General features: G+C 67.3%; 16 protein-coding genes and 1 pseudogene. 13 read left to right on the top strand and 4 right to left on the bottom strand.

The window, feature by feature from the left end; genetic code table 11:
* Window positions 1-123 precede the first annotated feature (123 nt).
* Window positions 124-1,353 (bottom strand): MFS transporter, encoded by a 1,230-nt coding sequence (locus O8I58_RS07810; RefSeq protein WP_298322037.1) that lies wholly within the window; start codon window positions 1,351-1,353, stop codon window positions 124-126.
* Window positions 1,354-1,448: 95 nt separating this feature from the next.
* Here O8I58_RS07810 and O8I58_RS07805 point away from each other — a divergent pair, with 95 nt between their 5' ends.
* Complete coding sequence (locus O8I58_RS07805) at window positions 1,449-2,423, top strand: LysR family transcriptional regulator (protein WP_298322035.1); 975 nt, start codon at window positions 1,449-1,451, stop codon at window positions 2,421-2,423.
* A gap of 12 nt (window positions 2,424-2,435) precedes the next feature.
* Here O8I58_RS07805 and O8I58_RS07800 read toward each other — a convergent pair whose 3' ends face one another.
* Both O8I58_RS07800 and O8I58_RS07795 read right to left on the bottom strand, forming a co-directional pair.
* Complete coding sequence (locus O8I58_RS07800; protein WP_298322033.1) at window positions 2,436-5,549, bottom strand: efflux RND transporter permease subunit; 3,114 nt, start codon at window positions 5,547-5,549, stop codon at window positions 2,436-2,438.
* A 7-nt stretch (window positions 5,550-5,556) separates the two neighbouring features.
* Window positions 5,557-6,717 carry an efflux RND transporter periplasmic adaptor subunit gene (locus O8I58_RS07795; protein ID WP_298322031.1) on the bottom strand — a complete coding sequence of 387 codons (1,161 nt, stop codon included), beginning with the start codon at window positions 6,715-6,717 and terminating at the stop codon, window positions 5,557-5,559.
* A gap of 195 nt (window positions 6,718-6,912) precedes the next feature.
* Between O8I58_RS07795 and O8I58_RS07790 the strand changes: the two genes are divergently transcribed.
* The 9 genes and pseudogenes from O8I58_RS07790 to alr all read left to right on the top strand — a co-directional run bounded on the left by O8I58_RS07790 (window position 6,913) and on the right by alr (window position 18,542).
* Window positions 6,913-7,197: an HAD family hydrolase gene (locus O8I58_RS07790; RefSeq protein WP_298322029.1), complete on the top strand. Its 285-nt coding sequence runs from the start codon at window positions 6,913-6,915 to the stop codon at window positions 7,195-7,197.
* A pseudogene (locus O8I58_RS07785) lies at window positions 7,197-7,680 on the top strand (winged helix-turn-helix transcriptional regulator). Before O8I58_RS07790 ends, O8I58_RS07785 begins: the two are co-directional and overlap by 1 nt.
* Before the next feature lie 244 nt (window positions 7,681-7,924).
* Window positions 7,925-8,614: a response regulator transcription factor gene (locus O8I58_RS07780; RefSeq protein WP_298322026.1), complete on the top strand. Its 690-nt coding sequence runs from the start codon at window positions 7,925-7,927 to the stop codon at window positions 8,612-8,614.
* On the top strand, window positions 8,592-9,977 hold the full coding sequence (locus tag O8I58_RS07775) for a sensor histidine kinase (RefSeq protein ID WP_298322024.1): 1,386 nt from the start codon (window positions 8,592-8,594) through the stop codon (window positions 9,975-9,977). The genes O8I58_RS07780 and O8I58_RS07775 overlap by 23 nt, the downstream gene beginning before the upstream one ends.
* Before the next feature lie 122 nt (window positions 9,978-10,099).
* Window positions 10,100-13,318: an efflux RND transporter permease subunit gene (locus tag O8I58_RS07770; protein WP_298322023.1), complete on the top strand. Its 3,219-nt coding sequence runs from the start codon at window positions 10,100-10,102 to the stop codon at window positions 13,316-13,318.
* Window positions 13,311-14,477, top strand: a complete 1,167-nt coding sequence (locus tag O8I58_RS07765) for an efflux RND transporter periplasmic adaptor subunit (RefSeq protein ID WP_298322021.1) — start codon at window positions 13,311-13,313, stop codon at window positions 14,475-14,477. The genes O8I58_RS07770 and O8I58_RS07765 overlap by 8 nt, the downstream gene beginning before the upstream one ends.
* Complete coding sequence (locus O8I58_RS07760) at window positions 14,461-15,867, top strand: efflux transporter outer membrane subunit (RefSeq protein WP_298322019.1); 1,407 nt, start codon at window positions 14,461-14,463, stop codon at window positions 15,865-15,867. The genes O8I58_RS07765 and O8I58_RS07760 overlap by 17 nt, the downstream gene beginning before the upstream one ends.
* A gap of 294 nt (window positions 15,868-16,161) precedes the next feature.
* Window positions 16,162-17,466 (top strand): D-amino acid dehydrogenase, encoded by a 1,305-nt coding sequence (locus O8I58_RS07755; RefSeq protein WP_298322017.1) that lies wholly within the window; start codon window positions 16,162-16,164, stop codon window positions 17,464-17,466.
* A complete protein-coding gene (gene alr / locus O8I58_RS07750; RefSeq protein WP_298322015.1) occupies window positions 17,445-18,542 on the top strand; it encodes an alanine racemase in 1,098 nt (365 codons plus the stop codon). The genes O8I58_RS07755 and alr overlap by 22 nt, the downstream gene beginning before the upstream one ends.
* Before the next feature lie 103 nt (window positions 18,543-18,645).
* Here the strand turns inward: alr and O8I58_RS07745 are convergent, their stop codons facing one another.
* Window positions 18,646-18,861, bottom strand: coding sequence for a hypothetical protein (locus O8I58_RS07745; protein WP_298322013.1), 216 nt, complete (start codon window positions 18,859-18,861; stop codon window positions 18,646-18,648).
* 629 nt (window positions 18,862-19,490) lie between these two features.
* On the opposite strand from O8I58_RS07745, the gene O8I58_RS07740 reads away from it, so the two are divergent.
* The 3 genes from O8I58_RS07740 (at window position 19,491) to O8I58_RS07730 (ending at window position 25,230) form a co-directional block, all read left to right on the top strand.
* A complete protein-coding gene (locus O8I58_RS07740) occupies window positions 19,491-20,507 on the top strand; it encodes a LacI family DNA-binding transcriptional regulator (RefSeq protein ID WP_298322011.1) in 1,017 nt (338 codons plus the stop codon).
* Window positions 20,508-20,604: 97 nt separating this feature from the next.
* Window positions 20,605-23,622, top strand: a complete 3,018-nt coding sequence (locus O8I58_RS07735; RefSeq protein WP_298322009.1) for a TonB-dependent receptor — start codon at window positions 20,605-20,607, stop codon at window positions 23,620-23,622.
* A gap of 84 nt (window positions 23,623-23,706) precedes the next feature.
* The gene (locus tag O8I58_RS07730) at window positions 23,707-25,230 is read left to right on the top strand and encodes a tryptophan halogenase family protein (RefSeq protein ID WP_298322007.1); all 1,524 of its coding nucleotides are present in this window, start codon (window positions 23,707-23,709) and stop codon (window positions 25,228-25,230) included.
* Window positions 25,231-25,309 lie beyond the last annotated feature (79 nt).

The following is a 25,309-nucleotide window of genomic DNA, read 5'->3' as shown; positions in this document are numbered from 1 at the left end:
GTCATGCGCAGGCTTTCGATGATGCCCCATCCCGGGATCGCGCATGCCTGCTGCCTGCGGGTAAAAGGGCGGCGCTGCAGCGTCCGGCGCAAGGCCGGGCGCATCACGGCGCGCTTGCTGGCATCAATGCCTGGGATTGGCTGGACACGCCGCGGGCATTCCGGCGTGAGGCTTGTCGGCCGCCAGGCGCCGCGATGCGGCCAGTGCGACGAACGCCAGCCCGGTCAGCACGGCCGACGCCGGTGCCAGCGCCACCAGGCCGACATGGTCGGACAGGCGGCCGCCCAGGCCCGAGCCCAGGGCGATGCCCAGGAAGATGCAGGACGAATTCAGTGCGATCGCCATGCCGGTGTGCAGCGGCTCCAGTGACACCACCCGACGCAGTTGCGAGGGATAGAACAGGTCCTGGGCCAGCGCCCAGGCCACCAGCAGCACCAGCAGCGCGCCCTGGCGCAGGCCGTCCTCGCCGTGCAGGGCCGCCAGCAGGGCGATGGCGACGAATACCGGCGCGGCGACGGCCATCACCAGGCGCAACAGCGCATCAGCCGAATGCCGCAGCGAGACGCGCTGGGCCAGCAGGTTGCCGGCCACGCCGGTGAGGCCAAAGACCAGCAGGGCCAGCCCGCCGTGCGCCGCTCCGACGCCGAAACGTTCGGCCAGCAGCGGCAGGATCAAGGTATAGGTGGTGAAGAAGGCCGCGGTCTGCAGCACCATCACCGCCAGGCCGGTCGCCAGCGCCGGGCGTCGCAGCAGGCCCAGCAGGTCGGCCGGGCGCGGCCGGGTGCCGCGCGCGTGGTCCTGCACCGAGCGCCAGATCCACGTTGCGCTGCCCGCGCTCATCGCCGCGAGGGCGACAAGCACCGCGCGCCACCCCAGCGCGTGGGCCAGGACCGCGGCCAGGGGCGCGGCGGCCACGCTGGCCAGGGTGACCCCGGCGAACACCACCGCCAGCGCCTTGCCGCGACGTGCTTCCGGCGCCAACCCAGCACCGATGGCGTTGGCGACCGGACTGACCGCCCCGGCCGCCAGCCCGGCCACCACGCGCGTGGCCAGCAGCCAGTGGAAATCGCGTACGCAGGCCGCTGCCAGCGTGGCTGCCGTCATGATCCACAGGCCGCCCAGCAGCAGCGTGCGTCGGCGCAGGTGGCCCAGCAGCATCTGCAGCGCCGGCGCGCCCACGGCGAAACTGATCGAGAAGCCGGCCATCAGCAGGGCGGCGCGGCCCGGCGAGATGCGCCAGGCCTCGGCCAAGCCGGGTAGCGCGCCGACCACGCCATAGGACATGCCGCCAACGGCGAAATTGGCGCTGGCCAGGGGGCGCAGGGCGCGGCGTTCGGGTTCGGGTTGGGGCATGGCGGGCTTCGGTGGCGGGCCGTGCCCGGCGCGCCTGCAGTGAGCGGGGCGCCAGTCTGGGGACATGCTTGGTATCTTTGAAATCGATTGTCAGTATGGAAGATATCAATATGGTGGATATGTTCTCGGCCTGGCGAGGGGCCGACCTGGCGCTGCTGGGTGCCTTGGACGTACTGCTGGAGGAGGCCAACGTCACCCGGGCCGCGGCACGTCTGCACCTGAGCCAGCCGGCGCTGTCGGCGCAACTGGCACGACTGCGCCAACTCACCGGTGATCGCCTGCTGGTGCCCGCCACCCACGGTCGCGGCATGATCCTGACCGCCCGCGCGCTGGCCATCCGCCCCAGCCTGCGAGCGGCGCTGCAAGGCGTGCAGGCGGCGATGGGGCAGGGTGTGGGCTTCGATCCCGGCCAGGACGCGCGGCGCTTCCAGCTGGTGGCCAGCGACAACGGCATGGTGATGGTGGGCATCGACCTGATCCGCCACATCACCGCGTGCGCGCCGAAGGTGCAGCTGGGCTTCCAGTCGGTGGCGTCGGCGCAGCTGGGCGCGCGGCTGGACAGCGGCCAGGCCGACCTGGTGATCGCTGCCGATTTTTCCATTCCCGCGGGCCTGCAGGCGCGCCCGCTGTTGCGCGAGTCCTACGTGATGGCCCAGCGCAAGGGCCATCCGCGCGGCCTGGCGCCGCCGGACCTGGCCGAGTACAGCGCGCTACTGCATGTGATCGTGTCCGGGGATGGCGGCCATTTCCATGGATTCATGGATGACCTGCTCAAGCGCCAGGGGTACCAGCGCCGGGTGGCGGTGTCGGTGCAGCAATACCACCTGGCGCCGCTGGTGCTGGAGGCCAGCGATTGCGTGTGCGTGCTGCCCCGGCGATTCCTGGCGCGCTTCGCCGACCGGCTGGACCTGCTGCCGGTGCCGTTGGAGGTGGACGCCTTCAGCCTGAGTGCGGCCTGGCATCCCCGGCACGCGGACGATGCCGCGCACCGGTGGCTGCGCGAGACGCTGTTCGCCGTGGCCGCGCAGGGTGGAAGCCTGGCGTCGCCCGTGGCCGGCCGGCTTGATTGATCAGCTGCCCGCTCAGGTCGCGTGGCCGTCCTGGGCCTGCCCCGGCCGCGCCCTGCGCACCAGCACGAAGAACAGCGGCACCAGCATCACCGCCAGCAGCGTGCCGGTGAACATGCCGCCGATCACGCTGATGCCGATCTCGCGGCGGCTGGCCGCGCCGGCGCCGGTGGACAGCGCCAGCGGGATCACGCCGGCAACGAACGCCAGCGAAGTCATCACGATCGGGCGCAGGCGCAGGCGTGCGCCTTCCAGCGCGGCGGCGATCGGCGAGCGGCCGGCTTTCTCTTCGGCTTCGGCGAACTCCACGATCAGGATCGCGTTCTTTGCCGACAAGCCAATCGTGGTGAGCAGGCCCACCTGGAAATAGATGTCGTTGACGAAGCCGGCCAGCGTGGTCGCCACGACCGTGCCCAGCACGCCCAGCGGGATCACCATCAGCACCGCGATCGGGATCGACCAGCTTTCATAGAGCGCGGCCAGGCACAGGAAGATGAAGGCAATCGAGGCGCCGTACAGCCATAGCGTCTGGTTGCTGGACAGCTGTTCCTGGTAGGACAGGCCACTCCACTGCAGGTCGAAACCCTGCTGCGTGGCGACGATGTCCTGCATCTTCTGCATCGCCGCGCCGGAACTTTCGCCGGCCGCCGCGCTGCCCTGCAGCTGCACCGCGGGCAGGCCGTTGAAGCGCTGCTGCAGCTGCGGGCCACGGGTCCAGTGGATGCTGGCGAAGCTGTCGAACGGCGCCATCTGGCCGCTGCTGCCGCGCACATACCACTGGTCGATGTCCTCGGGCAGGGCGCGATACGGCGCATCGCCCTGCACGTACACGCGCTTGACCCGGCCACGGTCGATGAAATCGTTGACGTAGCTGCCGCCCCAGGCAGTGGCCAGGGTGGCATTGATGTCGCTCTGCGCCAGGCCCAGCGCGCTGGCCTGGGCGTGGTCGATGTCCACCTGCAGCTGGGCCTTGTCGCCTAGTCCGTTGAGGCGCACGGCGGTCAGCTGTGGATCGTTGCTGGCCTGCTGCAGGACTTTTTCCTGCGCGATGTTGAGCGCGGTCCGGCCGGCGCCATCGGTATCGCGCATCCACAGCTCGAAGCCGCTGGACTGGCCCAGGCCGCGCACCGCCGGCGGCGACAGCACGCTGACCTTGGCATTGCCCAGCTGGGCGAAGTGCTTGTTGGCGCGGTCGATGATCGCCGCGGCGGTGTTGTCGCGGTTGCGCGTGCCCCAGGGCTTGAGCGCCAGGAAGCCCTGGCCTGCGTTCTGGCCGGTGCCGGCGTTGTTGCGCCCGACCACCAGGAACACCGCATCCACGTTGGCTTTCTCTTCGGCCAGGAAGTAGTGGCTGATCTGCTCGGCCAACGCTTCGGTCTGCGCCATCGGCGTGCCTTCGGGCGTGGTGAACTGGACCATCACCTGGCCTTGGTCCTCCACCGGTAAAAAGCCGGTCGGCATGCGCAGGTACAGCGCCACCATCACCGCCGCGATCACCAGGTACAGCGCCATCCAGCGCCTGGGCTGGCCGAGCACGGTGCCCAGCCGGCGCCGGTAGGCGCCCTGGGTGCGTTCCACGCCACGGTTGAACCAGCGGAAGAACCGGCCCGGCTTGCGTTCCTTTTCCACCGGCTTGAGCAGGGTCGCGCACAGCGCCGGGGTCAGGGTCAGTGCGATCAACGCCGACAGCGCCATGGCCGAGGCAATCGTGATCGAGAACTGGCGATAGATGATGCCGGTCGAGCCGCCGAACAGCGCCATCGGCAGGAAGACCGCGCCCAGCACGACGGTGATGCCGACCAGCGCGCCGGTGATCTCGCCCATCGATTTTTCGGTGGCTTCGCGCGGGGGCAGGTGCTCCTCGTGCATGATCCGTTCGACGTTTTCCACCACCACGATGGCGTCATCGACCAGCAGGCCGATCGCCAGCACCATCGCGAACAGGGTCAGCGTGTTGATGGTGAAACCGGCCAGCGCCAGCACGCCGAACGTGCCCAGCAGCACTACCGGCACCGTGATCGCCGGGATCAGCGTGGCGCGGGCGTTCTGCAGGAACAGGTACATCACCACCACCACCAGGATGATGGCCTCGATCAGCGTGTGGACCACGCCTTCCACCGACACCCGCACGAACGGCGTGCTGTCGCGCGGGTAGGCGATCCTGATGCCGGGTGGGAAGGTGGGCGACAGGCGTTGGACTTCCGCACGCACCGCATCGGCAGTGGCCAGCGCATTGGCGCCCGAGGACAGCGACACCGAGAAACCCGAGGCCGGATAGCCGTTGAGGAAGCTGCTGGTCTGGTAGTTCTCCGCGCCGATCTCGACACGGGCCACATCACCCAGGCGCACGCTTGCACCGCTGGGCAGGGTGGTCAGGATGATGTTGCGGAACTGCTCTGGCGTCTGCAGGCGCGACTGCGCGGTGACCGTGGCGTTGAGCGCCTGGTCCGGGCCGGTCGGCAGCGCGCCGATCTCGCCAGCGGTGACCTGGGTGTTCTGGTCCTCGATCGCGCTGCGCACATCGCTGGGCATCAGCTGGTAGGCGTTGAGCTTGTGCGGGTCCAGCCATACGCGCATGGCGTACTGCGCGCCGAACACGTTGATCTCGCCCACGCCGCTGATGCGGCTGATCGGGTCCTGCAGGTTGCTGACCAGGAAATCGGCTACGTCCACGCGCGACATCTTGCGGGTGGTGTCGTACAGGGCCACCACCATCAGGCTGTCGCCCTGCGACTTGGCCACGGTGACGCCTTGTTCCTGCACCTCCTGCGGCAGCCGGTTCAGGGCCTGGTTGACCGCGTTCTGCACCTGGACCTGGGCGATGTCCGGATTGGCGGACTGGTCGAAGGTGATGCTGATGCGCGCCTGCCCCGACGAGGAGCTGGTCGATGAGAAATACAGCAGGTGGTCGATGCCCTTGATCTGCTGCTCGATCACCTGGGTGACGCTGTCTTCCACCGTCTGCGCCGAAGCGCCGTTGTAGGTGGCGGTGACATTGACCTGCGGCGGGGCGATGTCCGGGTACTGCTCCACGGCCAGGGTGCGGATCGCGATGGCGCCCATGGCCATGATGACGATCGCGAGCACCCACGCGAAGATTGGCCGGTGGATGAAGAAGCGCGGCAGCATGGATCGGTCAGCCCTGTTGGGTGGCGGCAGCGGTGGCCGGTTGGGTGGTCACGGTCACCTTGGCGCCATCGCTCAATCCCTGCGAACCGCTGACCACGATCCGGTCGCCGGCCTGCAGGCCATCGGCCACCAGCCAGCGGTTGCCGACCGCGCGCACCGTCCTGAACTCGCGCAGGTGGACCACGTCGTCACTGCCCACCACCCAGGCCTGCGCGTCGCCGCGCGGAGTGCGATCCACGGCGGTCTGTGGTACCAGCAGCGCCTGTTGGCGCACGCCCTGGCCGACCATCGCACGCACGTACATGCCCGGCAGCAGCTGGCCGTCAGGATTGGGGAACTGCGCGCGCAAGGTGATGCTGCCGGTGGTTTCATCGACGTCGATGTCGGCGAATTCCAGCGTGCCGGCCACCGGATAGTCGCTGCCATCGGACAGCTTGAGCGTCACCGGGGCCGTGGAGGCCTGCACGCCGCCATTGGCGATGGCCCGGCGCAGCGCCAGGAACTGGTTGCCGGACTGGGTGATGTCCACGTTCATCGGGTCCAGCTGCTGGATCTTGGCGATGGCATCGGTCTGGCTGGCGGTGACCAGCGCGCCCGGGGTCACCGCGGCGCGGCCGATGCGGCCACTGATCGGTGCGGTGACCGTGGCGAAACGCAGGTTGGTACGTGCGGTATCCAACGCGGCGCGACTGGCATCGGCACTGGCGGCCGCCTGCTTGTAAGTGGCCACCGCATCATCCACGTCCTGCCGGGAAATCATCTGCTGCTTGCCCAGCGCTTCGTAGCGCTGTGCCTGCAGTCTGGCGGTGACCAGCGCGGCCTGGCTGGTGGCCAGGTTGGCTTGGGCTTCGTTGGCCGCGGCCTGGTACAGCGTGGGTTCGATCTGGAACAGCGGCTGCCCGGCCTTGACCGTGTCGCCCTGGGTGAACAGGCGCTTGAGCAGCACCCCGCTGACCTGCGGCCGCACCTCGGATTCTTCCGAAGCCACGGTGCGCCCGGCGAGTTCGGCATCCAGCGCGACTGCTTCGGGTTTCAGGACCAGGACTTCGACCTGTTTGGCCTTGGCGGTTGGCGCTTCGCCTTTGCCCTGGCAACCGCCCAGCAACAGTGCGATGCCGAGCAGCAGCGCGGCCAGCGGCGCTGTGCCTGTCCCGGACCTGCTTTCCATCAAAACGTGGCGGTACGACAACACAGCGGAATGGCGCATGGCGAGGCAGGGATTTCTGGTGGTGGGGGGCGGGCAGGTCGCGGCATGCTACGCGATCGGTTTACAGGGGTTTGTCGGGGCCGGTCCAGTCTTGCATCCTTGTGGACGGCCCCGCGATACCTATGACGCGATGGTCATGCCCTGGTCAATGGCCGATTGGCCCTGATCCGGCCGCCGGGGCAGGGCGGCATGCCAGGCCATGGGCGGGCGTCGTGGGTGGTGCGCAAGCGCCCGGCCAGGGAAAGGGACGTTGCGGTTTCGGTGGATGAATGCGAAAACTACGGCCGGTCGGTGCGCAGCTGGCCGACGTTCCCGGAGTCCCCCGGCGCGCTCCAGTCCCTGAAGAAGTACGACAAGCTCGTGATCCTCCCCCACATCGAACCCCGCGGCTCCAGCGTCCCCGACCAGATGCAGCGGAGCGGCGTGATCCCGCCACGATGATGGACAAACTGCCCAAGCTCGACCGCATCGACATCAACATCCTTTGCGGAGCTGCAACGCAACGGCCGGGTCACCAACGCCGACCTGGCCGATCGCGTCGGGTTGTCCGCCAGCCCGTGCCTGGCCCGGGTCAAGCGGCTGGAACGCGCGGGCTACATCACCGGCTACGGTGCGCGCATCAACCTGGCCAAGCTGTTCCGGGTGCAGGTGGTCTATACCTCGGTCACGCTGGTCAACCACCGGCGTGAGGACTTCGACAAGTTCGAGCTTGGCCTGCGCAGCGTCGATGAGCTCAACGAATGCCACCTGGTCAGCGGGGGCTTCGACTACCTGCTCAAGTTCGTGGTGCGCGACGTGGCGCATTACCAGGGCCTGATCGAGCAGCTGCTCGACCGCGACATCGGCATCAGCAAGTATTTTTCGTACATCGTCATCAAGTCGCCCATCGTCAAGGTGGATGTCTCGATGAAATCGCTGGTCTAGGCGCGCCGCGCCGTGTTGTTCCAGTGTGGCTGGCAGGTTCCGCTGCGCATCCCGCGGGCAATGGCCTTGCGGCAGCGGGATGCGGGTGGTGTGCTGGTGGTGTTTCGACGAGATCTCGGCACGACAGCCTGAACCGCAGCGGCCATGCGTCGATGTCGCCTGGCATCGGCATGGCACTATGAAGGCGCCGATCCACGCGCGTCCTGGGTGGCCGCCTCCTTCGTTCCGCAACCCACGTCCGTCCATGCCCCGCGTCCTGTCCATCGAAGACGATTCGGTCACCGGCCAGGAAATCGCCGCCGAACTGCGTGGCCGTGGCCTCGATGTCGACCTGGTCGCCGACGGCCGCGAAGGCCTGGTCAAGGCGATGTCAGGCAACTACGACGCCATCACCCTGGATCGCATGCTGCCCGGCGTGGATGGGCTGGCCATCGTCACCACGCTGCGCACGCTGGGCATCGACACGCCGGTGCTGATGATCAGCGCGTTGTCCGATGTCGACCAACGCGTGCTGGGACTGCGTGCCGGCGGCGACGATTACCTGACCAAGCCTTTCGCCTCCGATGAGATGGCCGCGCGGGTCGAAGTGCTGCTGCGGCGCGGCCAGCAGGCCATGGTGGCCACGAGCGAGGCGGTGCTGCGGCTGGCCGACCTGGAGTTGAACCTGCTGGCCCACACCGCCACGCGCGGCGGCCGCGCGCTGAACCTGCTGCCGACCGAGCTGAAACTGCTGGAATTCCTGCTGCGCAACCCAGGCCAGGTGTTGACCCGGATGATGATCTTCGAGGAAGTCTGGGGTTACCACTTCGATCCCGGCACCAACCTGATCGACGTCCATATCGGCCGCCTGCGCAAGAAGCTCGACCCGCCCGGCAGCGTCGCCCTGATCCGCACCGTGCGCGGTACTGGCTATGTCCTTTCCGAACCTGTCTGAAGGCTGGCGTTCGTCCACCAGCCGGCTGCTGGCGCTGTATTCGCTGTTGTTCGCGACCTGGTGCTGCCTGCTGATGGGGGTGATGTACTGGAAGGTCTCCGATTACCTGGACGGCCTGGCCCAGCAGGGCCTGCTGCAGCGGGCGCACCTGTTCGAACAGCTCAGCGGGCAGGCGCTGGAACAGGCGCTGGTGGGCAACAAACGCTATGACGTGCATGGCATCGACGCGTACGGCCTGTTCGCGCTCGATGGCACGCCGCAGTACGGCCAGATGCACTCGATCCCCGCCGGGCTGACCCTGGACGGGCGGATCCATCACCTGGGCAAGCGCACCGGCGCCAACGGGCGGTCGTATGGCAGCAGCGAGGCGCTGGCCATGCGCACCAGCGATGATCGCCTGCTGGTGCTGGTGCGCGACAACGGCTCGCTGATGGCGGTGACCCGCATCATCCTGGACGCACTGGTGTGGGGCGTGCTGCTGACCGTGATCCCGGGCCTGATCGGCTGGCACCTGTTGCGACGGCGGCCGCTGCGCCGGATCCGCACGATCCAGGACAGCGTGGAGCGCATCGTTGCCGGTGACCTGGGCCAGCGCCTGCCGCTGTCGGTCCAGCGCGACGAGCTGGACATGCTGGCCAGCATCGTCAACGCGATGCTGGAGCGGATCGAACGCTTGATGCACGAAGTCAAAGGCGTCTGCGACAACATCGCCCACGACCTGCGCACGCCGCTGACCCGCTTGCGCGCGCAGCTGTACCGCATGCGCAGCCAGGCTGAGGATGACAGTGCCCAGGCGCTGCAGCTGGAGCACGTGCTGGACGAAACCGACCTGCTGATGGCGCGCTTCCGCGCGCTGCTGCGCATCTCCGAACTGGAAGACCACCAGCGTCGCTCCGGCTTCGTCGCGCTGGACCTGGCCGCGCTGCTGCAGGAAGTGCATGCCTTCTACGTGCCGCTGGCCGAACAGAAGCAGCAGCATTTGCAGCTGCTGCTGCACGACGGGTTGGTGCCGGTGCCGGGTGACCGTGGCTTGATGTTCGAGGCGCTGGGCAACCTGCTCAGCAACGCGATCAAGTTCACCCCGGAGCGGGGACGGATCCTGCTGTCGGCCCAGCCCAGCGCGGACGGCGCGCTGGTCCAGGTGCAGGATTCCGGGCCAGGCGTGCCGGAAGCCGAGCGCGCCGCGGTGTTCCAGCGCTTCTACCGCAGTGAAGCGGGCGAAACGCGTGCCGGCTTCGGCCTGGGCCTGTCGATCGTGGCGGCCATCACCGGGCTGCACGGGTTTGAAGTCGCGCTGGACAGTAGCCCGCTGGGCGGCGCGCGCGTGCGCCTGCACTGCGGCAGCGGACAGGTGCTGCTGTAGGCACCGCGCCGGCCAACATGAAATAAGTTTCATCCAGGCCAAACATCGCTGTTAATCGCACCTATCCACACTCCCTGCCATCGCCACTGCTCCAGTGGTGCACCGGTGACGGAGTCGTCTAGATGCTCGGGTTGGTCAGAACCGCACTCAACAAGCCTTACACCTTCGTGGTGCTGGCCCTGCTGATCTGCATCGTGGGGCCGCTGGCGGCGATGCGGACGCCCACCGACGTATTCCCCAGCGTCGACATCCCGGTGGTGGCCGTGGTCTGGCAGTACACGGGCCTGTCGCCGGGCGACATGGCCGGCCGCGTGATCACCCCGTACGAACGCGCGCTCAGCACCACGGTCAACGACATCGAACACATCGAGTCGCAATCGCTGCCCGGCGTGGGCGTGACCAAGGTATTCTTCCAGCCCGGCGTGGACATCCGCATGGCCAACGCGCAGATCACCGCGATCTCGCAGACCGTGGTCAAGCAGATGCCGGCGGGCATCACCCCGCCACTGATCCTCAACTACAGCGCCTCGACGGTGCCGATCCTGCAGATGGCGTTCTCCAGCCCGACCCTGGGCGAATCGCAGATCCGCGACCTGGCCCAGAACAGCGTCCGCCCGCCGTTGACCTCCATCGCCGGGCTGGCCATTCCGGCGCCCTATGGCGGCAAGCAGCGCCAGATCATGCTCGACCTGGACCCGCAGGCGCTGGCGGCCAAGGGCCTGTCGGCGCAGGACGTGGGCAACGCGCTGGCCGCGCAGAACCAGATCACGCCGGTCGGCACGATCAAGCTGGGCACCAAGGAATTCACGGTGCTGCTCAACAACAGCCCCGATGCGATCGAGGCCTTGAACGAGCTGCCCATCCGTACCGTCAATGGCGCGGTGGTCACGGTGGGGCAGGTGGCCCACGTGCGCGACGGCTCGCCGCCGCAGACCAACATCGTGCGCGTGGATGGCGGCCACTCGGTGTTGATGTCGGTGTTGAAGAACGGCGATGCGTCCACGCTGGCGCTGGTCAGCAATATCCGCAAGATGCTGCCGCAGCTGCAGGAAACCCTGCCGCCGTCGCTGAAGATCTCGCTGCTGGGCGATGCCTCGACCTTCGTGCGCGACGCCATCGGCAGCGTCGCCCGCGAAGGCATCATCGCCGCGCTGCTGACCAGCGTGATGATCCTGGTGTTCCTGGGCAGCTGGCGTTCCACCCTGATCATCGCCACCTCGATCCCGCTGGCGGTGCTGTCGGCCCTGGCGTTGTTGTCGGTGGCCGGGCAGACGCTCAACGTGATGACGCTGGGTGGCCTGGCGCTGGCGGTCGGCATCCTGGTGGACGATGCCACCGTCACCATCGAGAACGTCAACTGGCACCTGGAACAGGGCAAGGGCGTGCGCGAGGCGATCCTGGACGGTGCCGCGCAGATCGTCGGCCCGGCGCTGGTGTCGCTGCTGTGCATCTGCATCGTGTTCGTGCCGATGTTCATGCTGCAGGGCATCGCCGGCTATCTGTTCCGGCCGATGGCGCTGGCGGTGATCTTCGCCCTGGTCAGCTCGTTCTTCCTGTCGCGCACGCTGATCCCGACCATGGCGCTGTTCCTGCTCAAGCCGCATCGGCCGGAAGCTGGCCCGGGCCATCATCCCGAGGCGCCGTTCCTCAACCACCACGAAGGCGACCAGCCCGCGCCCAGGCGCGACTGGAAGGTCAGGCTGGTGGCCCTGCAGCAGCGCTTCGAACAGGGGTTTTCCGCCGTCCGTGACCGTTACCTGGCGCTGCTGGAAGGCGTGCTGGGCCAGCGCAAGGCGTTCGTGATCGGTTTCCTGGCCTGCGTGCTGGTGTCCTTCGCCCTGGTGCCGGCGCTGGGCGAGGATTTCTTCCCCGCGACCGAGGCCAGCGCGATCTCGCTGCATGTGCGGTTGCCACTGGGCACCCGGATCGAAGAGACCGCCGCGGCGTTCGACCGGATCGAGGACAAGATCCGCCAGGTGGTGCCGCCGGCCGAGACCGACACGGTCGTGGACAACCTGGGCCTGCCGTTCACCGGCATCAACATCGCCTACAGCAGCTCGGGCACGGTCGGTCCGCAGGATGGCGATATCCAGCTCTCGCTCAAGCCCAGGCACGGCGATGTCGCTGGCTACGTCAAGCGCCTGCGCGAGGTGCTGCCGGCTGCGTTCCCAGGCGCCACCTTTGCGTTCCTTCCGGCCGACACCAGCAGCCAGATCCTCAACTTCGGTGCGCCAGCGCCGCTGGACGTGCGCATCTCCGGCACCAACGCGCAGGGCAACCGCGTGTATGCCGAAGAACTGCTGCGGCGACTGCGCCAGGTGCCGGGCATTGCCGACCTGCGCCTGCAGCAGGCCGACGGCTATCCGAGCCTGAAGGTCGATGTCGACCGCCTGCGCGCCGACGGCCTGGGCATCACCGAGCGCGACGTCACCAGCAGCATGGTGTCCTCGCTGGCCGGCAGCGGCCAGGTCGCACCGGCGTTCTGGCTGAGCCCCAAGAACGGCGTGTCCTACAACGTGGTCGCGGCCACCCCGCAATACCTGCTGGACAGCCTGCCGGCGCTGCAGGCTATGCCGATCACCGGCAGCGGTGGCGGCAGTGCGCAGATCCTGGGGGGACTGGCGCAGATCCATCGCACCACTACGCCGGCGGTGGTCAGCCACTACAACATCGCGCCATCGCTGGACCTGTACGCCAACATCCAGGGTCGCGACCTGGGCGCGGTGGCCAGCGATATCCAGAAGGTGCTCGACAACACCAGCAGCCTGCGGCCCAAGGGCACCAGCGTCGGCCTGCATGGCCAGATCGATGCGCTGCACGAAGCCTTCGGCGGCCTGGGCTTCGGCCTGATCGGCGCGATCGGCCTGATCTACCTGCTGCTGGTGGTCAATTTCCAGTCCTGGACCGATCCGTTCGTGATCATCACCGCGCTGCCGGCGGGCCTGGCCGGCATCGTCTGGATGCTGTTCCTCAGCAGCACCACGCTGTCGGTGCCCGCCCTGACCGGCGCGATCCTGTGCATGGGTGTGGCCACGGCCAACTCGATCCTGGTGGTGAGCTTCTGCCGCGAACGCCTGGCCGTGCACGGCGATGCACTCAAGGCCGCGATGGAAGCCGGCTTCACCCGGTTCCGCCCGGTCTGCATGACCGCGCTGGCGATGATCCTGGGCATGTTGCCCACCGCCCTGTCGACCGAGCAGAACGCGCCGCTGGGCCGCGCGGTGATCGGCGGGCTGTTGCTGGCCACCTGCGCCACCCTGCTGTTCGTGCCGGTCGTGTTTTCACTGGTGCACGCGCGTCGTTCCCGTCCCGCCACTTCGGAAGAGCCCCTCCATGTCTGACACCTTGAAGCCGCGGACCTCCGCGCGCCGGCCGCTGGTCGCCGGCCTGCTCATCGCCCTGGTCCTGGTGGGTGCGGGCCTGGGCCTGCGCGCCCATCGCGCGCATGACGTCGCCCAATGGACTGCCGACCAGGCCCTGCCGGTGGTCCGCTGGGCCGCGGTGAGCGGGCACGGTGGCGACAGCCACCTGGACCTGCCGGCGCACCTGGAGGCCTGGACCCAGGCACCGATCCACGCCCGCGTAGGCGGTTACCTGAAAGCCTGGCATGCCGATATCGGCACCAGGGTGGTCGCCGGCCAGCTGCTGGCCGAGATCGACAGCCCCGAGCTGGACCAGCAGATCGCCCAGGCCCACGCCGCGCTGCTGCACGCCAAGGCCAACGCGAGCCTGGCCCGCACCAGCGCCACGCGCTGGCTGCAGATGCTGGGCACCCACTCGGTGTCGCGCCAGGAGTCGGACGAAAAGCATGCCGAAGCCCTGGCTGCCGACGCCAGCGTCGAAGCGGCGCAGGCCGACTACCAACGCCTGACCGACCTGGGCAGCTACCGCACCCTGCGCGCGCCGTTCGCAGGCACCTTGACCGCGCGCCTGACCGATGTCGGCCAGCTGGTCCGGGCCGATGACAGTGGTCGCGAACTGTTCGACATCGCCGACACCCGCAAGCTGCGGCTGATGGTGCCGATCCCGCAAAGCTACGCCGGCGCCATCACCCATGGCCTGCACGCGCGCCTGCAGGTCCCGGACCAGCCAGGCCGGTATTTCGACGCGGTGCTGCAGGGCGACTCGGCCGCGGTCGACCGCAGTTCCGGCAGCCTGCTGGCGCAGTTCGTCGTGGACAACGCTGACGGCGCGCTGTTGCCCGGCGCCTACGCGCAGGTGCAACTGCCGCTGCCGGCCGCCGACGGACGCATGCGGATTCCGGCCAGCGCGTTGATCTTCCGCGCCAACGGCACCCAGGTGGCGGTGCTGGACGAACAGAACCACGTCCACCTGCGCGACATCCACATCGCCATGGACCTGGGCAGCACGCTGGAGATCGACCACGGCCTCAAGGCCGGCGAACACGTCATCGACAACCCGCCCGATGCTCTGCGCGAAGGCGACCCGGTCCGCATCGCCGCCCCGGACAAGGGAGCCGCCCATGCGTCCGCTGCCTAGGCCGCTGCTGGCGACGCTGGCCCTGGCGCTGGGTGGTTGCTCGCTGGCGCCGGTCTACAAGGTGCCGCCGCAGGCGCTGCCGGCGCACTACGCGTCCGCCGGTCCGGCCGCGGCCAACCCGTCGCCGGACAGCCGCTGGTGGCAGCGCTACCAGGACCCGCAACTGGACCAGCTGCAGCAGCAGCTGTTGCAGGCCAACCCGACCCTGGCCGCGGCCGTGGCCCATTACGATGCGGCCCGCGCCGCGGCCGGCGAAATCGCCAGCGCCCGCTTCCCGCAGCTCGATGCCAGCGGTTCGCCCGTGCGCCAGCGCCAGTCCGACCGCCGTCCGTTGCGCGGCACCACCCAGCCGGACGAATACGACAGCAACACGCTGACCCTGTCGCTGTCCTTCGACCTGGACCTGTGGGGTCGACTGCGCAATCTCGCCGCCGCCGGCCATGCCCGCGCGCGCGCCAGTGGCGACGACCTGGCCGCGGCCACCCTGAGCCTGCAGCAACAGTTGACCGCGCTCTACCTGCAACTGCGCGGGCTGCAGGCCCAGGGCCAGATCCTGGAAGCCAGCCTGGACGACTACCGCCAGGCGCTGGCCCTGACCGAACACCGCTACCAGGGCGATATCGCCCCGGAGCTGGATGTGGTCCGCGCGCGTCACCAGCTGGCCAGCGCCCAGGCCGAACGTGACGACAACCTGGCCCAGTGCGAACTGGCCCTGCATGCGCTGGCCGAACTGGTCGGCCAGCCGGCCAGCGGCTTCACCCTGGCGGCCGGCAGCAAGCCGACATTGCCGCAGGTGCCGCTGGAACTGCCCAGTGCGTTGCTGCAGCGTCGTCCGGACATCGCTGCGGCCGAGCGCCGGGTGTTTGCCGCCAATGCCGGCATCGGCGTGGCGCGCGCGGCATGGTTCCCGCAGCTGGGCCTGAGTGCGCTGCTCGGCGGCCAGACCGCCGGCAGCGGCAACCTGCTGGCGGCCGGCAACCGCTACTGGGCGCTGGGGCCGGTGGCGACCCTGCCGATCTTCGATGGCGGCAAGCGCAAGGCACTCAAGCAGGGCGCGCAGGCCGAGTTCGACGCCGCCGCCGCGCAATACCGTGGCGTGGTGCTGCACGCGATCCGCCAGGTCGAGGACCAGCTCACCGAGCTGCGCCAGCTGGCCCTGCAGCAGGTTGATCTGCAGGACGCGGTGACCGCCGCGACCGCGGCCGAACAGATCGCCCGCAATCGCTATGACGCCGGTGCGGCGAGCTATCTGGACGTGGTCACCGCCCAGACCGACGCGCGCGTGGCCCAGCTGGCCCTGCAGCAGGTGCTCACCCGCCAACTGCAGGCGAGCAGCGCCTTGATGGCCGCGCTGGGCGGCGGCTGGCAGGACGCGCCGGCGGCCTCGTAGGCCCCGCGCATGGCCTGCGTCCGGGGTCCGTTCCGGGGCGCGTGCGCGTACAGGTCCCCGGCTTGGCAGAATCTGCCGCCCTGTCCGCGGCGCCGGCCGGTGATTGGCGCTGAAGCCCTTGCGCCTACTACGTTTTGGTACGTTTTCGCTGGCCGTTGCGCGGCAGACTCTGCTGCGTTTTGGGTCGATACCTGAAGCTTTCGCCTCTGCCCGACAGCAAACGCCGCCAATCTGCCGGGTCGGATGCAGTAAGGTTTTCGACGGCCGCGGTGGCCTTCGGACATGGGTGAAACAGTGCGCGTTCTGGTCATGGGAAGTGGGGTGATCGGCACCACCACGGCGTGGTACCTGGCCCAGGCCGGGTTCGAGGTGGCGGTCGTGGACCGCCAGCCGGCGCCGGCACAGGAGACCAGCTTCGCCAACGCCGGGCAGGTCTCGCCGGGCTATGCCTCGCCTTGGGCCGCGCCGGGCGTGCCGCTCAAAGCCTTCAAGTGGCTGTTCCAGAAGCACGCGCCGCTGGCGATCAAGCCGGGCATGGACGTGCGCCAGTACACCTGGATGCTGCAGATGCTGGGCAACTGCACCAGCGCGCATTACGCCCGCAACAAGGCGCGCATGGTGCGCCTGTCCGAATACAGCCGTGACTGCCTGGACGACCTGGTCGCCCAGACTGGCATCGATTACGAAGGCCGGCGCCTGGGCACCATCCAGCTGTTCCGCACCCAGGCCCAGCTGGACGGCGCGGCCAAGGATGTCGCGGTGCTGGAAGATTCCGGGGTGCCGTTCGAACTGCTCGACCCGGCCGGTATCGCCCGCTACGAACCGGCGCTGGCCCAGGCCCGCGCACCGCTGGTGGGCGCATTGCGCCTGCCCAACGACCAGACCGGCGACTGCAACCTGTTCACCCAGCGCCTGGAAGCGATGGCACGCCAGGCTGGCGTCGAGTTCCGCTACAACACCCGCATCGACGCCATCGAAGGTGACGGCCGCCGTGTCACCGGCGTGCGCCTGGATGGCAAGGTCGAAACCGCCGACCGCTACGTGCTGGCACTGGGCAGCTATTCGCCGCAGCTGGTCGCGCCGCTGGGCCTGGACCTGCCGGTGTATCCGCTCAAGGGCTATTCGCTGACCCTGCCGATCACCGACGCGGCGATGGCGCCGGTGTCCACGATCCTCGACGAAAGCTACAAGGTCGCCATCACCCGCTTCGACCAGCGCATCCGCGTCGGCGGCATGGCCGAGCTGGCCGGCTTCGACCTGTCGCTCAACCCACAGCGGCGCAAGACCCTGGAGCTGGTGGTCAATGACCTTTATCCCAGGGGCGGCGCGCTGGACAATGCACAGTTCTGGACCGGCCTGCGTCCGGCCACGCCTGACGGCACGCCGATCGTCGGCGCCACGCCGCTAGCCAATCTCTACACCAACACCGGGCACGGCACGCTGGGCTGGACCATGGCGTGCGGCTCGGGCCGCTACCTGGCCGACCTGATGGCGGGCCAGGCACCGGCCATCGACACCGAAGGTTTGAACATGTTCCGTTACCGTGGCGCCGCGCGCGCCGGACAAGAGGCCGCACGATGCGCCCAGCCCGCGCTCTGATCGATCTGGGCGCGTTGCAGGACAACTACCTGCTGGCGCGTCGACTCGGTGGCGGCAAGGCCGTGGCCATCATCAAGGCCGATGCCTACGGCCATGGCGCGGTGCGTTGCGCGCGCGCGCTGGAGCCGCTCGCCGACGCCTTCGGCGTGGCCTGCATCGAAGAAGCCATCGAGCTGCGCGAGGCCGGCATCACCACGCCGATCCTGCTGCTGGAAGGTTTTCTCGACGCCGACGAACTGCCGCTGGTCGATCAGCATCGACTCTGGACCGCCGTGGCGTCGCCCTGGCAGCTGCAAGCATTGGCGAACTTCACTCCGAGCGCGCCGCTGCACGTCTGGTTGAAGCTGGACAGCGGCATGCATCGGCTGGGCCTATCACCGGACGATTTCGCCCGTGCGCTGCAGCAGCTGTCCAACGATCCGAAGATCGCCTCGGTGGTGGCGATGAGCCACCTGGCCCGCGCCGACGAGCTGGATAGCGATTTCAGCGAGCGCCAGCGCGTGGTGTTCGAACAGGCCACGCAGGGCTTCACCGGGAAGACCAGTTTCAACAATTCGCCGGCATTGCTGGGCTGGCCCGGCATCCACAGCGACTGGGTGCGCCCGGGCCTGATGTTGTATGGCGCCAATCCGTTCCCGTTGACGGCGGAGATCCCACACGTGCTGCGGCCGGTGATGCAGCTGGAATCCAGGTTGATCGCGGTGCGCGACCTGCCTGCGGGTGAAGCGGTGGGCTACGGCGCGCGCTTTACCGCGCCGGTGTCGATGCGGATCGGCGTGGTTGCGATGGGTTATGCCGATGGTTATCCGCAGCTGGCACCCAACGGCACGCCGGTCGTGGTCGATGGCGTGGCCACGCGCCTGGTCGGCCGGGTGTCGATGGACATGCTGACGGTGGACATCACCGACCTGCCACAGGCCACCGTGGGCAGCAAGGTCGTGCTCTGGGGCCATCAACCGTTGCCCACGCCCTCGCAGATCGCAGAAACCTGCGGCACCAGTGGCTATGCGCTGCTGTGCGGGATCAAGCGCGTGCGTCGGGAATACATAGACGCATCAACCGGCACGGCCAGCTGAGAACCCGCCGTCGCATCCGGCTGAGGCGCTGTCACTTCGGCGGATACCGGCTTCAAGAATGGACCCGGTGCGCAATGCCCGGGTCGCTGGACAGGTGCCGCTCCTAGCGGAGGCTGACGAACCCGAGCATGTGCAGTAGGTCGGATACGCCCCGGCGTACGGCCGAGCGCTCTTGTGGGCCCAGGTCGCGGGTCGCGGCCAGCAGCAGGCTGGCCGCCCAGGTGGTGCGGTCGACTTCGCTGTCGCTGGTATGGCAGGCCAGATGCAATGCCACACCGGACACGCGCTCCTGCACGAGTTCTCTTTGGATACTGGACATCGGCCCCAGCCACGTGTCGTGGTCACCCCCCGGCAACCAGCCGCTGATCGTAGCGCCGCTGTGCTGCATGGATGTGTCCGATGTCGACCGTATGTCGGAAAGCCCGTGTGTCGCTTCCGGCACGGAGTAGTCGGGCGAGCAAGCGTGCCTGTCGATGCCCGGGGGCAAGGCTGCTTTCCCTATTTCCGCTCGGTGCTTGTTCCGTGCTGTCCGGTCCGGGTCCCGCCGGCGTGTCTGGCAGGACATGACGTGTCCGACCAGTGCGCCGATTGCGCACTCAATATGGCGCATCGCAGCGAGGACCTGGCGTCAAGTGCGTGAATTGCGCAAGCGCTGTCACACAAGCGCTGGGTGAAACCTTCAAAAACCGTTATTTGAAGGGCTTGCCATGACTTCTGGTGGCTAGCAGAACATGCCGTCAAATTGCAGCTTGCGGCGCAGCATGTAAGCGCTTGCAACTCCTGATACGGTGCCGCCCGCCAAAGGGGCAGCGGTCCAGGAAGGGGGCTTCCAGTGCCAGAAGACACATGTAATTCATCCTTGTCACCGGGGGTGTCCCAGCGCTGTTCCGGATCCCGGAAGCGCTGGCTGGTGTCGTCCCTGTGCCAGGCCTGCGCGGCCGGACACGCATGAACATCACCATCAAGGATGTCGCCCGCGTCGCCGAGGTCTCCGTGGCCACCGTGTCGCGGGCACTCAATGGTCGCCAGTACGTGGCCGAAGAGGTGCGTGCCCGCATCCTGAAGGTCGCCGCCGACCTGCGTTACAGCCCGCACCATGCGGCCCGTGCGCTGAGCAGCCGCCGCACCCACACCATCGGCGTGGTCCTGCCGGACCTGTACGGCGAATTCTTTTCCGAACTGATGCGTGGCATCGACCATGCCGCCCGCGAACGCGGCCTGCACCTGCTTGTGTCCAGCTGCCACGGCAGCCTGGCCGAGCAGCGCGATGCACTGCGGGCCACGCCAGGCCGGGTGGATGGCGTGCTGGTGATGTCGCCATTCCTGGGCAGCGAGGAATCGCTGGACGAAGCCCTGGCACCGGACGTGCCGGCGGTCCTGATGAACTGCGCCGGCAGCCCGCGCGCCACCGTACTCAACGTGGACAACTACGGCGGCGCCTATGCCATGACCCGCCATCTGCTGGACGTGGGCCATCGCCGGATCGCCTTCATCTGCGGCCCGACCGACAACTTCGACGCCTGCGAGCGCCTACGTGGGTATCGCGACGCGCTGGCCAGCGAGGCCGATGCCGGGCCGGAGTGGACGATGGAAGGTACGTTCGACGAGGCATCGGGCTACGCGGCAGGCGAGCGCTTCGCCAGCGGCGAGCGTCCGGATGCGGTGTTTGCCGCCAACGACATGATGGCCCTGGGCTGCCTGTTCGCCCTGCGCAAGGCCGGCCTGCAGGTGCCCGAGGACATCGCCGTGGCCGGGTTCGACGACGTGCCGATGGCGCGTTACGTCAATCCCGCCCTGACCACCATGCGCGTGGACATCGCCAGCCTGGGCGCCCGCGCGCTGCAACTCCTTCTCCAGCACCCCGCGTTGGGCGGCGATGCCGCCGTGCCCGGGGATGCCTCGGCCCTGGTGCCACAACTCGTCGTGCGTGATTCCAGCGCCGTCCCGGCGCGACGCACGGGCTGACCATCGCCTTCTTTCGGTCCTTGCATTACCGCTGTTCCGATTTCCCGCAAAGACGTCCCAAGCCAAGTGTTCCGACTGCCCTAAGGAGGGCAAAGTCATGAAGAGCAAGCATTCATTCCGTCGTACCCCGTCCCGCAGCGTGCTGGCCATTGCCCTGGTTGGCTGCATGGCGGCGTCCATGCCCGGCTTTGCACAGTCGGCCAATGCCACCCTTCGCGGCAAGGCTGAGCATGGCGCTGAGGTGACTGCGACCAATACCGCCACCGGCCTGAGCCGTCGCGTGGTCGCTAGTGCCGACGGCAGCTATGCGCTGGTGGGCCTGCCGCCTGGCACCTATTCGGTACAGGCTGGTGGCAACACCAAGACCGTGACCTTGTCGGTGGCCACCTCGGTGAGCCTGGACCTGACCAAGGCGCCGGAGGCGCCGGCCGGTGACGCCACCAACCTGGACACGGTGCAGGTCAAGGCGCCGCCGTTGCAGGAGGTCAAGACCTCCGAAGTCGGCACCAATATCTCGCTCCAGCAGATCAACAACGTCCCGCAGCTGACCCGCAACTTCCTCGAGTTCGCGGACACCGTGCCGGGCATGCAGTTCACCACCGATTCGTCGGGCCACAGCGATATCCGCGGCGGTGCCCAGCAGACCTCAGCGGTCAACGTCTACATTGATGGCGTCGGCCAGAAGAGCTATCTGTTCGGCGGCGTGTCGGGCCAGCAGCAGAGCGCGGGTAATCCTTTCCCGCAGTTGGCGATCGGTGAGTACAAGGTCATCACCTCCAACTACAAGGCCGAGTTCGACCAGGTTGGTTCGGCGGCGATCGTGGCGGCGACCAAGTCGGGTACCAACGAATTCCATGGCGAAGTGTTCGGTCGCATGACCAATTCCGATTGGCGCGCCCAGACCGTGGCCGAGGCGGCACCCGGTGGCGGCGACAAGCAGAAGACCCACCAGAACGAATACGGTTTCGCCCTGGGCGGCCCGATCATCCAGGACAAGATGCATTTCTTCGTTTCTTACGAAGGCAAGGGCTTCGTCATCCCTGATGATCCGGTGGCCGTGGTCAATACGAGCTATCTGAACTATGCAGACGATCTTCCGGCCTCGGTCCAGGCCAAGTACGGCCCGATCACCCGTCCGTTCAACGAGGACCTGTATTTCGGAAAGATCGACTGGGAAATCGGCGATAACGACCGCCTGGAACTGACCGCCAAGGTGCGCCGCGAGGACAGCATCGACAGCGTCGGTGGCAACACCACCGCCGAAGCAGCCAAGATCAACAAGAATTCCGAGGATCGCTACGACCTGAAGTGGGAGCACTACGGCGAGAGCTACTTCAATGAAGCGCGCATCACCTACGAGGATGTGCTGTTCAATCCGACTGCCAAGACCATCGGCAGCCAGAGTGTCTACACGGCCGGCCAGAACCAGAACAATGTGCTGATCTATGACGACGCGACCTCGGGCCTGTCGATCCAGCACAAGGGCCAAAAGGGTCCTGCTTTCCAGGATGACCTGACCTTCAACAGCTTCAGCTGGCATGGCGACCACGTGATCAAGATGGGCGTCAAGTACAAGGACGTGGAGCTGACCCAGAGCGAGAACTCGACCGTCAATCCGTCCTTCTACTATGCGGTCACCGATGGCGGCGGAACTGCCGACATTCCGTACCAGGTGGTGTTTAGCTATCCCTACGCGGGCTTCTCGCCAAGCGTCACCACCAAGGACAAGCAGATCGGCCTGTATATCCAGGACGACTGGGACGTCAACGATCACCTGCAGCTGAACCTGGGCGTGCGCTGGGATTACGAGAAGGTGCCCTCGTACCTGGATTACAAGACGCCGCAGGCGGTGATCGATGCGCTCAACACGCAGGATCCGAATGCGCCGGACGGCCAGACCTTCGCGCAGACGATGGCGCTGGGTGGCATCGACATGAACGATTACATCAGCACCGGCAGCAACCGCAAGGCCGACAAGGGCAACATCGCCCCACGCCTTGGCTTCTCCTACGACTTCAACGCCGACCAGCGCTGGGTGATGTTCGGTGGCGCGGGCCGTAGCTACGACCGCAACCTGTACGACTACCTGGGCCTGGAGCAGGTCAAGGGCGCGTTGTCGCAGTACACCATCAGCTTCCTGGAGTCTGGTGCTTGCGACACGCTGGTGGCCCAGTCCTGCGTCAATTGGGATCCCTCGTACCTGTCAGGCATCAATGCAGTGTCTTCGCTGGTCGTGGATCCGACTTCGCGCTCGGGTACCGAAGTCGACATGCTCAACAACAATCTCAAGACGCCGTATTCGGACCAGTTCTCGCTGGGTCTGCGTCACCAGATGGGCGACTGGAACACCTCGGCCACGCTGGCCTACGTGCACAGCAAGGATGGCTTGGCCTTCACCCTGGGTAGCCGCTACGCTGATGGCAGCTTCTGGCAGGATGGCAGTCAGCCGTGGGGTCATAACGCGACCGGCCTCGGCTCGATCATCCTGGGGGATAACGGGATCGAGACCAAGGCCAAGCAGGTCCTGCTGTCGGCCGATAAGCCTTACACCAAGGATTCCGGTTGGGGATTCACGGCGGCCTATACCTTCTCCAGCGCCCAGGGTAACCGTGGTGGCGACGAGCACTATGCGTTCGATGCAGGCACCATCTACGACTATCCCCTCATCAACCTGGCCTCGGTGCCGAAGCACCGCCTGGTGCTGACGGGCACCTACGACCTGCCCTGGGATATCAGCCTGTCGGGCAAGCTGACTTTGGCCACGCCACAGCCGCTGAACGTGGTCATCGATACAAACTATTCCAGTGACCAGACGCCGACACCTGCCTCGCTCACCCACCTGCCTGGCCAGCGCTTCCTGATCGGTGGTCCGATCTTCGGAACCCGCCAGCTGGATCTGTCTCTGTCCAAGGACATGCATGTCACCGAGGCTGTCACCGTGCAGGTGCGTGCCGACGTGATCAACGTGTTCAACTGGGAAAACTACAGCAGCTACTACTACACCTACGGCACCAACAACGTGTACTCGCCCTCGGTGGCTTACAACGACACCAATACTTCGACCAGTTACAGCCCGCCGCGCACGGTGTTCTTGAGCGCACGCGTGATCTGGTGATGTCCTGGGTTTCATCCTTGGCATAAGGACGGGCCCGCGCAAGCGGGCCTTGTCTTATCGGAAGTGGCAGAAGAGGAGCAACGCATGAACCCGGACAACATCACCAGCATCGTGGTGGTTGGTGGAGGATCGGCAGGCTGGTCGGCGGCGGTCGCATTGATCCGCCACCTGCCGCATTGCCGCGTGCAGCTGGTCGAATCGGACGAGATCGGCATCGTCGGCGTCGGCGAGGCGACCGTACCCAGCGTGCGGACGTTCAACGCGCGCGTGCTGGGTCTGGACGAGGCCGATTTCCTGCGCAACACGCAAGGGACCTTCAAGCTCGGCATCCAGTTCCGTGACTGGGGTCGGCTGGGCGACACGTACATGCATGGCTTTGGCGCCGTCGGTTATGACATGGGGCCATTGGCGTTCCACCAGTTGTGGTTGCGCGAACTACATGCCGGCCGGGCCAATGCCGATATCGGTCGCTACGTGCTGCAGAACCTGGCGGCGGGGCAGGGGCGCTTCATGTCTGCGCCGAGCGATGCGCCGGCCAGTTCGCCGCTGGCCGACATCGCCTATGCCTACCATTTCGATGCCAGCCTGTATGCGCGCTACCTGCGCGCGCGCGCCGAGCAGCAGGGCGTGGTCCGACACGAGGGGCGCGTGGTCGATGTCCAGCTGCGCCCGCAGGATGGGTTCGTACAGGCCGTGGTGATGGCTGACGGACGCCGGATCGAGGGCGACCTGTTCATCGACTGCTCCGGCTTTGCCAGCCTGTTGCTGGGCAAGGCGCTGGACGTTCCCTGGGTCGACTGGAGCCGGTGGTTGCCGTGCGACCGTGCGGTGGCCGTGCCCTGCGATCCGGCTGGGCCACCCGAGCCGTTCACTCGTTCCACGGCACGCACGGCTGGCTGGCAGTGGCATATCCCGCTGCAGCACCGCGTCGGCAACGGGCATGTCTACAGCAGTGCCTTCATGGAGGATGCGCAGGCGACCGACACGCTGATGCGGAACCTGGAAGGCGCGCCGCGGGCTGATCCGCGCCTGCTGCGTTTTGCCACCGGTCGGCGCGAGCGGTTCTGGGAGCGCAACGTGGTGGCCATGGGCCTGGCCAGTGGCTTCATGGAGCCACTGGAATCGACCAGCATCCTGTTGGTGCACAACGCCCTGCTGCGGTTGCTGGACGTGTTTCCGGATCGCCGGTTCGATCCGGCCCTGATCCGGCGGTACAACGAGGCCACCGTGTTCGAGTGGGAGCGCATCCGCGATTTCCTGATCCTGCACTACAAGGCCACCACGCGTGACGACAGTGCGTTCTGGCGACATTGCGCGGCGATGGAGATCCCCGATTCGCTGCAGCAGGTGATGGATCTGTTCGCCGGCAGCGGTCGCTACCACCGCAATGGCGAGGAGTTTTTCGCCGTCAGCAGTTGGGTGCAGGTCCTGGTCGGTCAGGGCATCGTGCCGCAGCGCGAACATCCGCTGCTGGAGGCGCTCCCCGAAGACCAGGTCCGGGACTTCGTGGACAAGGTGGCGCGGGTGCTGGACCACTGTGTCGGCGCGATGCCGACCCACCAGCAGTTCATTGATCGCTACTGCGTCGCGCCACCGGTCCGCATGTGAGCTGACTCGGGGAGCTCCACAGACGCTGGCACCTGCCTGTGGCAGCATCTGGTTCCCCACGCAACGCGCAGGCCACCCC

It is taken from the genome of Pseudoxanthomonas sp. (assembly GCF_027498035.1).
Classification (GTDB): Bacteria; Pseudomonadota; Gammaproteobacteria; order Xanthomonadales; family Xanthomonadaceae; genus Pseudoxanthomonas_A.
The sequence above is the reverse complement of the archived record's forward strand: the minus strand, read 5'-3'. Positions and strand labels throughout refer to the sequence as shown.